This is a genomic window from Streptomyces beigongshangae (assembly GCF_019710745.1).
Taxonomy (GTDB): domain Bacteria; phylum Actinomycetota; class Actinomycetes; order Streptomycetales; family Streptomycetaceae; genus Streptomyces; species Streptomyces beigongshangae.
The window spans coordinates 54,969-67,961 of the sequence record NZ_JAHKJW010000045.1 but is presented as its reverse complement, the minus strand read 5'-3'; the positions used below and the strand labels follow the sequence as shown (position 1 = coordinate 67,961).

At 75.0% G+C, this 12,993-nt stretch carries 11 protein-coding genes; 9 read left to right on the top strand and 2 right to left on the bottom strand.

What is annotated here, in order from left to right:
• Window positions 1-283 precede the first annotated feature (283 nt).
• Window positions 284-1,279, top strand: coding sequence for a DUF3048 domain-containing protein (locus KM933_RS28890; protein ID WP_221357546.1), 996 nt, complete (start codon window positions 284-286; stop codon window positions 1,277-1,279).
• A 1-nt stretch (window position 1,280) separates the two neighbouring features.
• Here the strand turns inward: KM933_RS28890 and KM933_RS28885 are convergent, their stop codons facing one another.
• Window positions 1,281-1,751, bottom strand: a complete 471-nt coding sequence (locus KM933_RS28885) for a MarR family winged helix-turn-helix transcriptional regulator (protein ID WP_221357544.1) — start codon at window positions 1,749-1,751, stop codon at window positions 1,281-1,283.
• 250 nt (window positions 1,752-2,001) lie between these two features.
• Between KM933_RS28885 and KM933_RS28880 the strand changes: the two genes are divergently transcribed.
• From KM933_RS28880 to pcaDC, 7 genes are read left to right on the top strand one after another with little or no spacing between them, the layout of a single operon-like run.
• Complete coding sequence (locus KM933_RS28880) at window positions 2,002-2,793, top strand: CoA transferase subunit A (protein WP_221357542.1); 792 nt, start codon at window positions 2,002-2,004, stop codon at window positions 2,791-2,793.
• Window positions 2,793-3,524: a CoA transferase subunit B gene (locus tag KM933_RS28875; RefSeq protein ID WP_308013575.1), complete on the top strand. Its 732-nt coding sequence runs from the start codon at window positions 2,793-2,795 to the stop codon at window positions 3,522-3,524. The genes KM933_RS28880 and KM933_RS28875 overlap by 1 nt, the downstream gene beginning before the upstream one ends.
• On the top strand, window positions 3,521-4,723 hold the full coding sequence (locus KM933_RS28870; protein ID WP_221357541.1) for a thiolase family protein: 1,203 nt from the start codon (window positions 3,521-3,523) through the stop codon (window positions 4,721-4,723). Before KM933_RS28875 ends, KM933_RS28870 begins: the two co-directional genes overlap by 4 nt.
• An 8-nt stretch (window positions 4,724-4,731) precedes the next feature.
• Window positions 4,732-5,538 (top strand): protocatechuate 3,4-dioxygenase subunit beta, encoded by an 807-nt coding sequence (gene pcaH / locus KM933_RS28865; protein WP_221357539.1) that lies wholly within the window; start codon window positions 4,732-4,734, stop codon window positions 5,536-5,538.
• Window positions 5,539-5,540: 2 nt separating this feature from the next.
• Window positions 5,541-6,128, top strand: a complete 588-nt coding sequence (gene pcaG, locus KM933_RS28860) for a protocatechuate 3,4-dioxygenase subunit alpha (protein WP_221357537.1) — start codon at window positions 5,541-5,543, stop codon at window positions 6,126-6,128.
• Window positions 6,125-7,501, top strand: coding sequence for a 3-carboxy-cis,cis-muconate cycloisomerase (gene pcaB, locus KM933_RS28855; RefSeq protein WP_221357534.1), 1,377 nt, complete (start codon window positions 6,125-6,127; stop codon window positions 7,499-7,501). Before pcaG ends, pcaB begins: the two co-directional genes overlap by 4 nt.
• Window positions 7,498-8,664, top strand: a complete 1,167-nt coding sequence (gene pcaDC, locus KM933_RS28850) for a bifunctional 3-oxoadipate enol-lactonase/4-carboxymuconolactone decarboxylase PcaDC (RefSeq protein ID WP_260334292.1) — start codon at window positions 7,498-7,500, stop codon at window positions 8,662-8,664. The genes pcaB and pcaDC overlap by 4 nt, the downstream gene beginning before the upstream one ends.
• A gap of 18 nt (window positions 8,665-8,682) precedes the next feature.
• On the opposite strand, the gene KM933_RS28845 is transcribed toward pcaDC, so the two are convergent.
• A complete protein-coding gene (locus tag KM933_RS28845; RefSeq protein ID WP_221357532.1) occupies window positions 8,683-11,358 on the bottom strand; it encodes an ATP-binding protein in 2,676 nt (891 codons plus the stop codon).
• Window positions 11,359-11,567: 209 nt separating this feature from the next.
• Here KM933_RS28845 and KM933_RS28840 point away from each other — a divergent pair, with 209 nt between their 5' ends.
• Window positions 11,568-12,989, top strand: a complete 1,422-nt coding sequence (locus tag KM933_RS28840; protein ID WP_221357530.1) for an MFS transporter — start codon at window positions 11,568-11,570, stop codon at window positions 12,987-12,989.
• The last annotated feature ends 4 nt before the right edge of the window (window positions 12,990-12,993 follow it).

Here is a 12,993-nt window from a genome sequence, read left to right as displayed (position 1 = left end):
CCCCGGCCCCGCCCCGGGCCGGGGACCGCCGGCCGTTCCGGCCCGTACCCTTCCGGCAACGCGCGTGCCCGCCGGTCGGGTTGGGCGGCGGTCTCGCGGACGGGCGCCGCGCCGCGCCGCGGACGGCACCCCGGACCCCCGCGGCCCGGACCCCACGGGTCCGCCCCGCGCCCGTGACCCGCTCGGACCAGCGCACGCCTTCGATCCCGGCCCACGGGGTATCCCTCCATTGATCCTATAAACTGACATAACGACGAAACGGGACACGGTGGGCACGGTGGGCATGAGACGGACAGGGCGCGCACGGCGCTCCGCCATGACGACGGCACTGCTGGCCACCGTGCTGGCGGGAGCCCTCGCGACGGCCTGTTCGGGCGGCGGGCCGCTCGACGACGGACGGGGGGACACCCCGCCCCGCGCCAACGGCACGGACGGCGGCAGCGCCCCGGCGAGCCCGGCACCCGGCGCCCCCTCCCCGCTCGTCGTGAAGATCGACAACGTGCCCGGGGCCCGGCCGCACACCGGCCTGGACACCGCCGACCTCGTGTACGCCGAACAGGTCGAGGGCGGCCTCAGCCGGCTGATGGCGGTGTACGCGACCCGGCTGCCCGACGCCGTCGGCCCGGTGCGCAGCGCACGCGAGTCGGACCTCGAACTGCTGCGCCAGTTCCACGACCCGACCCTCGCGTTCTCGGGGGCCCAGAAGAGACTGCTGCCGCTGTTCGTCGGCGCACCGCTGCGGACCGCCAGGCCGGAGGAGAAGGCGGCCGCCTACTACCGGGGCACGGACCGGCCCCTGCCGCACAACCTCTATCTGCGCCCCCGGCGGCTGCTGGCGTCCGCACCCGGCGCCGACGCGCTGACCACCGGGTTCCGGTACGGTGCGCCGCCCGCGGGGGGCACGCCCGAGGCCACGCGCACGGTCCGCTTCCCGCAGGCCCGCTTCACCTTCGACTGGTCCGGGGAGCAGCGGCGCTGGCTGGTGTCGATGGACGGCGCGCCGACGGTGACGGCCGGCGGGAGGCGGGTGGCCGCCTCGACGGTCGTCGTGCAGTACGTGAACGTCCGCGCGTCGCGGTACCAGGACTACCTCGGCAACAACACGCCCTACACGGAGACCGTGGGCTCGGGGGCGGCGAAGGTGCTGCGCGACGGGAAATCCTTCGACACCACCTGGAAGCGCACCCTGGCCCGGGGCGGCACGGAGTTCACCACGAAGGACGGCACACCGGTGAACTTCGCCCCGGGCCAGGTGTGGGTGGTGTTCGCGAGGGCGTGACCTAGTTCCGGACGAGCGGCTCCCCCGGGCTCCCGGGATTGCGGAGCCCCTCCGCCGCGTCCGCGACGCGCCGGATCAGGCCGAGGAAGAGGGCCTGCTCCTCGCCGGAGAGCGGCGCCAGGAAGACCTGGTTCATCCGGGCCGTCCGCACCGTCAGCCTGCGGTGGACCCGCAGGCCGTCGTCCGTGAGGCGCAGCACGGAGCGGCGGCCGTCCCGGGGGTCGCGGACCTTGTCCAGGAGGCCGCGCCGGCCGAGCCGGCTGACGACCTCGGCGATGGTGGACCGGTCGAGGCCCACCCGCTCCCCCACCGTGCGCTGGTCGAGACCGGGCTCGGCGACGAGCACGTTCAGGACCGCGAACTGGGGTGAGGTGGTCTCCTCGGAGACCATCGTGGTCCACAGCAGGTGGTGCGCCTGCTGCAGCCGCCGGGCCAGGTGCCCGGGGTGGGCGGAGAGGTCCACAGCGGCCATGAGCACTCCTTTTCGTCGGTGCACTGAACGATACCGGGCAGTCCCGCCTTCCGCCCCCCGCTTCCCCTTCGCTTGCGTTGCTGCTCCGAACTGGCCTCTTGTGAAGGGTCTTGACGGTTCACGGTCGGAGTGGCAGCATGTTCGAAACCTCGTGCAAATGCTCAGTGCCCTGATTATCAGGACCCTGACCGATCGAGGGACCGGCCGGGACCGGCGCTGCGGGACGCTCGGGAGAGATGGGGCTTCACAGATGGACAAGGTGGTCTCCACAGCCGCCGGGGCCGTGGCCGACGTGCCCGACGGCGCGACACTCGCCGTCGGCGGCTTCGGCCTCAGCGGTGTGCCGAACGTGACGATCCAGGCACTGTACGAGCGCGGGGTCCGCGGCCTGGGTGTGGTGTCCAACAACTGCGGGGCGATGGAGTCCGGCCTGGCGGTCCTCCTGGCGGCGGGCCGCATCGCCCGCGTCACCGGTTCGTACATCGGGGCGAACAAGGAGTTCGCGCGGCAGTACCTGGGCGGCGAGCTGGAGGTCGAGCTGATCCCGCAGGGCACCCTCGCGGAGCGGCTGCGGGCCGGCGGCGCCGGCATCCCCGCGTTCTACACGCCGGCCGGGGTGGGCACACAGGTCGCCGACGGCGGGCTGCCCCTGCGCTACGACGGCGACGGCGGCGTGGCGCTGGCCTCCCCGCCCAAGGAGGTACGGGACTTCGACGGCATCCCGTACGTGCTGGAGCGCGGTATCCGCACCGACTTCGCCCTGGTGCGCGCGGCGCGGGGCGACCGGCACGGGAACCTCGTCTTCAACAGGTCCGCCCGCAACTTCAACCCCCTGGCCGCGATGGCCGGCCGGGTGACGATCGCCGAGGTGGAGGAGCTCGTGGAGCCGGGCGCGATCGACCCGGACGCGGTGCACCTGCCGGGCGTCTTCGTGCAGCGGGTCGTCGCCCTGACCCCGGAGCAGGCCGGTGCCAAGCTGATCGAGCGGCGCACGGTCTCCGCGCCCGCCGCGCCCGCCGCGCCGGGGACGGTGCGGCGGTAATGGCCTGGAGCAGGGAGGAGATGGCCGCCCGCGCGGCCCGCGAACTCGCCGACGGCCAGTACGTGAACCTCGGCATCGGGCTGCCGACGCTGATCCCCAACCACCTCCCGCCGGGCGTGGAGGTGGTCCTGGAGTCCGAGAACGGCATCCTGGGCACCGGCCCGTACCCGGCCGAGGACCAGGTCGACCCCGATCTGATCAACGCGGGCAAGGAGACCGTCACGGTCCTGCCCGGCGCCTCCTTCTTCGATTCGGCGCTGTCCTTCTCGATGATCCGCGGCGGCCACATCGACGTCGCCGTGCTCGGCGCCATGCAGGTCTCCGCGGGCGGGGACCTGGCGAACTGGGCCGTGCCCGGCAGGATGGTCACCGGGATCGGCGGGGCCATGGACCTGGTGCACGGCGCCCGTACCGTGATCGTCGTGATGACCCACACCGCCAAGGACGGGTCGCCGAAGATCCTCGACGCGTGCACGCTGCCGCTGACCGGCCGGGCCTGCGTCGACCGCGTCATCACCGACCTCGGCGTCCTGGACGTCACCGACGGGGGCCTGGTGCTCGTCGAGACGGCGCCCGGCGTCACGGCCGAGGAGATCGTGGCGAGGACCGCCGCGAAGGTGCGTACCGCCGGAGGGCCCACCGGCGGACCCGCCGAGGGCTCCACCGAAGACCCCACCGAAGACCCGACCGAGGAAACCGTCGCGGAACCCACCGAGGAGAAGCAGCCGTGAAGGACGTCTACATCGTCGACGCCGTCCGCACCCCGTTCGGCAGGTACAACGGCGGCCTCGCCGCCGTCCGCCCGGACGACCTGGCCGCCCACGCCCTGCGCGAACTCCTGGCCCGTACACCGGAGCTGGACCCGGCCCGGATCGACGACGTCTACCTCGGCAACGCGAACGGTGCCGGTGAGGAGAACCGCAACGTCGCCCGCATGGCCGTGCTGCTCGCCGGACTGCCCACCTCCGTACCGGGCGTGAGCGTCAACCGGCTGTGCGCCTCCGGCCTGGAGGCCGTCGTCCAGGCCGCCCGCGCCATCGCGCTGGGCGACGCCTCGGTCGCCCTCGCCGGCGGTGTCGAGTCGATGACCCGCGCCCCCTACGTCCTGCCGAAGAACGACCGGCCCTTCCCGGCCGGGCACACCGAGCTGTACTCCACCACCCTCGGCTGGCGCATGGTGAACCCGGGGATGGACCCGCAGTGGACCATCCCGCTCGGGGAGTCCGCCGAACTCATCGCCGACAAGCACAGGATCGGCCGCGAGCAGCAGGACGAGTTCGCCCTCGCCAGTCACCGCAGGGCGGCCGCCGCGCAGGCCGCGGGCCTGTTCGACGCCGAACTCGCCCCGGTCCCCGTGCCGCAGCGCAAGGGCGGGCCGGTGCCCTTCGCCGCCGACGAATGCGTACGCGCCGACGCGTCCCTCGCCGCGATGTCCCGGCTCAAGCCGTCGTTCCGCGCCGAGGGGGGCACGGTCACCGCGGGCAACGCCTCACCGCTCAACGACGGCGCGGCGGCCCTGCTCCTGGTCGACGAGGAGGGTCTGCGGGCCACCGGCCGCGAACCGCTCGCCCGGGTGTCCGCCTCCGGTGTCTCCGCGCTCGACCCGGACTACTTCGGACTCGCCCCCGTGGAGGCCGTCAACCGCGCGCTCGCCAAGGCGGGCAGGTCCTTCGGCGACCTGTCGGTCCTCGAACTGAACGAGGCATTCGCCGCCCAGGTCCTGGGCTGCGCCGCCGAGTGGCCCGACCTCGACCCGGCCGTCCTCAACCCGCAGGGCGGCGCGATCGCCCTGGGGCACCCCCTCGGCGCCTCCGGTGCCCGCCTCGCCGGGACCCTCGCCCACCAACTCGCCCGCCGGGGGTCGGGGGTCGGCGTCGCCACCCTCTGCATCGGCGTCGGCCAGGGCCTCGCCCTCGTCCTGGAGCGTTAGGAACCCTCATGGCCCACCCCCAGCCGTCCACCCGGCCACCCACTCAGCCGCTCGCCCAGCCGGACATGGACGCCGAGATCGAGGAGCTCCAGGACGCGTACGACAAGGCGGTCGCCGGCGGCGCCCCCGTCCTGCACCACCCGCGGCGCGACTACGCCCCGTACCGCAGCTCCCTGCTGCGCCACCCGAAGCAGCCGCCGGTCGCCGTGGCCGGCGGCGACCCGGAGGCCGTGGAGCTGTCGGGGCCGGTGTTCGGCGTCACCGACATCACCGAGCACGACAACGACCTGACCGTCCAGCACCGGGGCGAGCCGATCGGCGAGCGGATGACCGTGTCGGGCCGCCTCCTCGACCGCGCCGGGCGCCCCGTGCGCGGCCAGCTCGTCGAGATATGGCAGGCCAACGCCGCCGGCCGGTACGCCCATCTGCGCGAGCAGCACCCGGCGCCGCTGGACCCGAACTTCACCGGCGTGGGCCGGACCCTCACCGACGACCGGGGCCGGTACTCGTTCACCACGGTCAGACCGGGACCGTACCCCTGGGGCAACCACACCAACGCGTGGCGGCCCGCGCACATCCATTTCTCCGTCTTCGGCACGGCGTTCACCCAGCGGCTGGTGACACAGATGTACTTCCCGAACGACCCGCTGTTCCGGTACGACCCCATCCTGCGGTCGGTGACGGACCGGGCGGCCCGCGACCGGCTGGTGGCGGCCTACGACCACGGCCTGTCGCGGCCCGGGTTCTCGCTGGGCTACACCTGGGACATCGTCCTCGACGGTCCTGCCGCCACCTGGGCCGAGGAGGGCCGCTGACCATGGCCGAGCGGTTGCTCCCCACCCCGTCCCACACCATCGGCCCGTTCTACGGGCACGCGCTCCCCTTCCCCGACGGCGACCGCATCGCCCCGCCGGGCCACCCGGACGCGATCGGCCTGCACGGGTACGTGTACGACGGCGCGGGCGCGCCGGTCCCCGACGCCCTGCTGGACTTCTGGCAGGCCGCCCCCGACGGCTCGCTCGGGGGCGCCCCCGGCTCGATGCGCCGCGATCCGTCGACCGGCGGTTTCCTCGGCCGCAACGGCGTCGACTTCACCGGGTACGGGCGGGTGCCCACGGACGCCGACGGGCACTACGCGCTGCACACGCTGCCGCCCGGCAACCCCGGGCTGCCGTACATCGGCGTGTGCGTGTTCGCCCGCGGGCTGACGCACCACCTCTTCACCCGCGCGTACCTCGCCGACGGCGCGGACCCGCTGCTCGACTCGCTGCCGCCCGAGCGGCGCGCCACGCTGATCGCGGCCGGGGGCGGGGCCGGGGGCGCGACGGGGGGCGCGGACCGGACGTACCGCTTCGACATCCGTCTCCAGGGCGAGGGCGAGACGGTCTTCCTGGAGTTCCGGTGACACCCGCCGGACCGGCCGGACCCGCCGAACCCGCCGGACCGTCCGGGGCCGCCTGCTCCGACGCGGGGCTCCTCGCGCCCGGGCGGGTGGGGTCGCCCGCCGAGGCCGCGACGGGCGACCCCGCCTTCCTCCAGGCGCTCCTCGACGCGGAGGCGGCGCTCACCCGGGCGCAGGCTTCGCTGGGCCTGGTGCCGGACGGGGCCGCCGACGCGGTCACCGGCGCGGCCGACGCGGCGCGTTTCGACCTCCGCGCACTCGCGTCCCGCGCACGGGCCGGCGGCAACCCGGTGATCCCGCTGGTCGCCGACCTCGGCGCGCTGGTCGGCGCCGGGCACGCGCCCCACGTCCACCGGGGCGCGACCAGCCAGGACATCATGGACACGGCCGCCATGCTGGTCTCGGCGCGGACGCTGGACCTGGTCCTCGCCGACCTCGTCCGCACGGAGTCCGCGCTGGCCGGTCTCTCCCGGGCCCACCGGGACACGGTCATGCCGGGGCGGACGCTCACCCAGCACGCCGTACCGACCACCTTCGGGCTCAAGGCGGCGGGCTGGCGTTCGCTGGTGCTGGACGCCAGGGACCGCGTCCGGCGCGTACGGGACGGTCTGCCGGCGCAACTCGGCGGCGCGGCGGGCACGCTGGCGGCCCTCGGCGCGTACGGCGCCCCGGACCCGGTGGCTCTCGTCGAGGCGTACGCCCGTGAACTGGGCCTCGCCGCACCGGCGTTGCCGTGGCACACGCTGCGGACACCGGTCGCCGACCTGGCGGGGGCCCTCGCCTTCACCGCGGGCGCCCTCGGCCGGACGGCCGTGGACGTGCTCACCCTGTCCCGGACGGAGATCCGCGAGCTGAGCGAGGGCACGGGCGGCGGGTCCTCCGCCATGCCGCACAAGGCGAACCCCGTGCGCGCCACGCTGGTCGCCGCCGCGGCCCGGCGGGCACCGCAGCTCGCGGCCACGCTGTACGGTTCGCTGCCCGCCGGGGACGAACGGCCCGCCGGTGCCTGGCACGCCGAGTGGGAGCCGCTGCGCGACCTGCTCCGGCTGGTCGGCGGGGCGGCACGGGACACGGCCGAGCTGGCCGAGGGCCTCCGGGTGCACCCGGAGGCGATGCGCGCCCATCTGGACCTCACGCACGGCCTGATCGTCTCCGAGCGGCTGTCCGCCGAGCTCGCGCCGCTGCTGGGGCGGGCCCGCGCCAAGGAGCTGCTCACCCGGGCCGCGCGGCGGGCCACCGCGGAGGACCGGCCGCTCGTGGAGCTCCTCGCCGAGGAGCCCGGGCTGAAGGATCTGGACCTGGCGGACCTCACCGACCCCACCCGGTACACGGGCTCCGCCGGAGCCCTCACCGACCGTGCCCTGGAGCGACGTTGACCGGCCGCAGCGCACACGTGCCCGCGCCCGGCGGTGCGCTGCCGCACCACGTCGCCGAGGGTCCGCCCTCCGCTCCCCCGCTGCTCCTCGGCTCCTCCCTCGGTACGTCGACCGCGCTGTGGGACGGGGTCGCACCCGAACTCTCCGCCACGCACCGGGTCGTACGGTGGGACCTGCCGGGCCACGGCGGCTCCCCGGCCGGGCTGATCCGCCCGGGTGCCACCGTCGCCGACCTCGCCGCCCTGGTGCTGGCGCTCGCCGACTCGCTGGGCATCGGCCGGTTCTCGTACGCCGGTGTCTCGCTCGGCGGCGCGGTGGGGCTGCACCTCGCCGTCCACCACCCGGACCGGGTGGACAGGCTCGCGGTGCTCTGTTCCTCGGCGCACTTCGGCGGCGCGAAGCCGTGGGAGGAGCGGGCCGCGCTCGTCCGGGCCGAAGGGCTGGCCTCGCTGGCCGGGAGCGCGGCGTCCCGCTGGTTCACGCCCGGGTTCACCGTTCCCGGGCTGGTCGAGGACCAGCGGACGGCGGACCCGGAGGCGTACGCGGCGTGCTGTGACGCGCTGGCGGCCTTCGACCTCCGTGGGCGGCTGCCGCGCATCGGTGCCCCCACGCTGCTGGTCGCCGGGCGCGAGGACCCGGCGACCCCGCCCGCGCATCTGCGCGAGATCGCGGACGCGGTGCCGGGGGCCGCGCTGGTGGAGCTCCCAGGCGCCTCGCACCTCGCGCCCGCCGAGTGCCCGCGGGCCGTGCTCACCGCGCTGCGCGCGCACTTCGACGGCGCCGCCCGGCGCGGGATGGAGGTGCGGCGGCAGGTGCTCGGCGACGAGCACGTGGACCGGGCGCAGGACCGGCAGTCCGCGTTCACCGCGCGGTTCCAGGACTTCATCTCCCGGTACGCGTGGGGGGAGGTGTGGACGGACGGGACGCTGACCCGCCGTGAGCGCAGCATGATCACCATGACGGCGCTCGTGGCGCACGGGCACCACGACGAACTGGCCATGCACGTCCGGGCGGCGCGGCGCATCGGGCTCACGCCCGAGGAGATCGGCGCGGTGCTGTTGCAGACCGCCGTGTACTGCGGGGTCCCGGCCGCCAACTCGGCGTTCGCCGTCGCCCAGCGGGTGCTCGCCGAGGAGGAGCGGGGCACCGGGGGAACGGGGTGACCGGGCGGCCGGGCGGTCTCAGTGGGCGGGTCGGCCTGTGCCCAGCGCCTCGCGGGCCCGGGTCACCAGGCCGTCCGCGCCGCACGAGCGTGCCAGGGTCAGCCCGCGGTGCACCTCCGCGGTGCTGCGGGCCGCGATGCCGTACTCGACGCGGGCCGCGGCGTGTTCGTAGGCGCAGGGCGACGCCTCGAGGTACGCGACCGCCTGGGCGTGCAGCGAGACCGAGCGCCGGCCGGTCTCCAGCGCGGCGGCGCAGCGCAGGGCCTCGCCGATGGCCGTGTCGGTGCCGAAGCGCTCGGCCTGGACGCGGGCGCCGGCCGCCACCTCCGCGGCGCGGCGGGGGTCCTCGGCGGACAGGGTCCGGGCCAGTTCGCCCGCCCAGGGCGCCATGACGGTGTTGTGCCCGCCGCGGGACTCGGACATCTTCTCCGCGGTCTCCAGCTCGTTCACGCCCTCCTCGACGCGGCCGGTGGCGATGAGCAGGCGGCCCCTTATCGAGTGGGTGTCCGGCAGGACGATCGTGGACGGGTGGGGCGGCTCGAAGGCGTACCGTTCGGCGGTCTCCTCGGCCGCGCCGACATGGCCGCGGGCGAGCAGGGTGTCGATGAGCATGCACGCGGCGGACCAGTGCATGGGCAGTCCGCGGCCCACCCGGTCCGCCAGCCGCAGGGCCTCGCGCAGGGACTCCTCCGCGTCCACCAGGCGGCCGCGCCTGCGCAGGACGTATCCGCCGAAGGCGTGCGCGAGGGCCAGGTGGCCACCGCTCCAGCCGGCCGACTCGTACGCCCGCCGCGCCTCCGTGAAGAGGCTCTCGGCGCGGTCGAGGCGGTCCGTGTACGTGTACGAGATGCCGAGCATCATGAGGAGCTCGAAGCTCCACTCGGTGTCGGTCCAGCCGAGGCCGGGCGCGAGGCGGCCGTTGACGAGCGCGCGGTCGCAGAGTTCGGCGACCTCCTCCGCGTTCTCCCCGCGGGTCATGGCGTCGAAGGCGCGCAGGATGAGCAGGGCGCGCTCGGAGTTGTCGCGGCCGGTGAGCGGTTTCACCAGCTCGGCCAGCCGGCGGGAGCGGCCGGGCGCGTCCTCCTCGCCGGCGTGGATGCCCTCCCACATGTAGTGGACGGCCTGGAGGCGCATCCGGGCGGGGCCGGGCTCCAGCCGCGCGGCCTCCGCGTCGACCGTGGCGACGGCCTCCTCCAGCTGGTCGTTGTGGACGAGCGCCGAGGACAGCCGGCAGACCGCGTCGACCCGCAGTTCCTCCTCCAGGCCGTGCACCGTCAGGGCCTGGCGCAGGTACGCGATCGTGGTGGCCGGTGAGGTGAGGAGCGTGGCGCAGCCCAGTTCGTAGAGCACGCGCGCGTGGACCTCCGGGAGCGGGGGTTCCAGGAGCGCGCGCTCCAGGCACCGGCGGGCCGCGTCCGGGGCGCCGACGGCGAGATGCTCGCGGGCGGCCTCCCGCAACTGCTCGACCAGCTCGGGGTCGTCGTCCGGGTGGACCTCCAGCAGGTGCCGGGAGGCCGTGGCGGCGCCGAGTCCCGACGCGGTGACGACCGCGGCGGCCACGCCGTGCATCGCGGTGCGCAGCGCGTCCGGGATCGAGCGGTAGACGGCGGTGGCGATGAGCGGGTGGACGAACTCCAGCTCCCCGTCGGGCGGCCGGCCGGATGTCCGGTCGGTCCCGGTGAGGATGCGGGCCGCGCTCAGCCGCGCCGCGCAGCGCTCCGCCGCATCCCTCGGCAGGCCGGCCAGTTCGGCGGTCAGGTCCATGGAGATCTGCGTACCGAGGACGGCGGCCGCCCAGGCGAACTTCGTGGCGTCGACGCCGAGCCCCTCCAGCCGGTCGACGAGTCCGCGGCCGCGCGCCGAGCGGTTCAGGGCGCGCAGTTCACCGGCCGAGTCCTCGACGGGTTCGAGTCCGCTGTCGAGGACCTTGGCGAGGAGTTCCACGCTGTCGTAGGGGTTGCCCGCGGTGACCGCCCAGACCTCGCGGCAGAACGCGGCGTCGGCGTGCTCGCCGAGCGTGGCGCGGGTGAGTCCGGCCGTGCCCTCCGGGGTCAGTGCGCGCAGGCGGGGCATCGGACGGGCCAGCGCGCCGATCGCGTCGAGGTGGCGGGCGCTCTCTCCGGTGGCCTCACCGGGGCGGCGGGCGGCCACGACGAGGACGGGCAGGTCGTCGAGGCGCTCGGCGAAGGCGGCCAGCCAGTGCAGGGTCTCCTGGTCGGCCCAGTGGGCGTCGTCGATGACCAGCACCAGCGGCCACTCCCGCCGGGCGAGCCTGCGCACGGCGGCGACCAGGCCGTCGCACACGCCCTGCGGGTCGGCCCGGCGTGCGCCCGGCTCGGCGATCCCGAGCGCGGGTCCCGCGATGTCGTACCAGTCGCCGAAGTACTCGCGCGCCTCGTCCGGCATCAGCGCCACGAGCGCGGGCTGCAGCAACTGCCGTACGACGTTGAACGGAACGGACGTGATGGTCTCGCCGCCACGTGCCGACCAGACCGTGCAGCGGCCTTCCGCGACGGCGCGGACCCGGGCGAGCAGCGCGGTCTTGCCGATGCCCGCCTCGCCGGTGAACACGAGCAGGCTGCCCGCACCCGAACCGGCGCACAGGGCGTCCACGGCCTCCTCGACCGCGGCCAGTTCCGCGTCGCGCTCCCAGAGCGGTGCCGGGGCGGCCGCGCCCGGCCGTGCCTCCGTCATTCCGCTACCTCCCCAGGTCGCCCGAACGGCGTACAGACATCGAGCCTAGTCCTCCGCAAGGCTCGACGGAGCCTGGTCGGGACACCTGTTGCCGTCCCGGGTGACGGCGGGGACCGGAGCGGGCGGACCCGGCGCATGGAGGTCGTCCACCGCGGGCAGGCACAGGACGGACCCGGCTTTCACCGTCGCCGCGAGGCGGGAGGAACGGTATGGGCGCCTCCGCGCACGGCTCCGCCCCGCGGGCCGACGACGGTCCCGAGCGGTCCCGCAGAGCGCTGGTCGCCGGGTCGGTGGGCAACTTCATCGAGTGGTACGAGTTCAGCGTCTACGGCTACTTCGCGACGGTGATCGCGGCCCGGTTCTTCACCCCGGAGGGCGGCAGCGAGGTCGAGGCCCTGGTCAGGACGTACGCGTCGTTCGCGCTCGCGTTCTTCTTCCGGCCCGTCGGCGCCGCGCTCTTCGGCCGGCTCGGCGACCGCCTCGGCCGCCGCCCGGTGCTGATCCTGGTCATCCTCCTCATGACGGCCGCCACGGCCCTGATCGGCGTACTGCCCACGTACGACACGGCGGGCGCCCTCGCCCCGTGGCTGCTCACCCTCCTCCGGGTGGTCCAGGGACTGTCCGCGGGCGGGGAGTTCGGTGGCGCGGTGTCGGTGATGACCGAGTTCGCGCCACCGGGCAGACGGGGCCTGTACGGGTCGTGGCAGTCGTTCACGGTGGCGCTGGGCCTGCTGGGCGGGGCGGGGGCGGCGGCGCTGTCGGCGACCCTGCTCTCCGAGGCGCAGCTGAACTCCTGGGGCTGGCGGCTGCCGTTCCTGCTGACGCTGCCCATGGGACTCGGGGCCCTGTGGCTCCGGCTGCGCCTCGACGAGACACCGTCCTTCCGGGCCCTCCAGGAAGAGGGGACCCTCCGGGGGCGCCGGCCTCTCCGGAGCCCTGCGGCGCACGAGGCCGGGCACGGGGCCGGGCACGGGGCCGGGCGGCCACCGGGCCCCGTGCTCGTGAAGGTGATCGCCCTCGGGGCGGCGCGTGTCATGGGCTGGGCGGCCGCCGGGTACACCTTCCTCGTCGTCCTCCCCTCCTACCTGCAGAGTTCGCTGAACGCCACCTTCCAGCAGGCACTGGTGGCCACGGTCCTCGCCAACCTCGGCTTCGCGGCCACGATCGTCCCGGCGGGTCTGCTCAGCGACCGGATCGGCCGGCGGCCGGTGATGCTGGCGGGTGCCCTGCTGGTCACCGTACTGGCGGTCCCGCTGCTCGACCTCGTGCAGGACGGGGGCACCTCGCACGCGGTCAAGGGGGCCGCCGTGTTCGTCGCGGGGGCCGTCGTGGGCCTGATGGCGGGGCCGGGCCCCGCGATGCTCTCGGAGATGTTCCCCACGGACGTCCGGTACACGGGCCTCGGGCTCGCCTACGCCCTGTCCAACGCCGTGTTCTCCGGATGCGCGGGGCTCGTCATCACGGAGACGGTCAAGAGGACGGGCAGCGTGGACATCCCCGCGTACTACGCGGCGGCCACCTGCGCGGTCAGTGTGCTCGCGCTGCTGACCCTCCGCGAGGAGCGGGCGCACGAGGAAGGCGCGCACAAACGGAGGAGAACGATGAGGACGAGGAGAACGAGGAGGAGGTGATCCG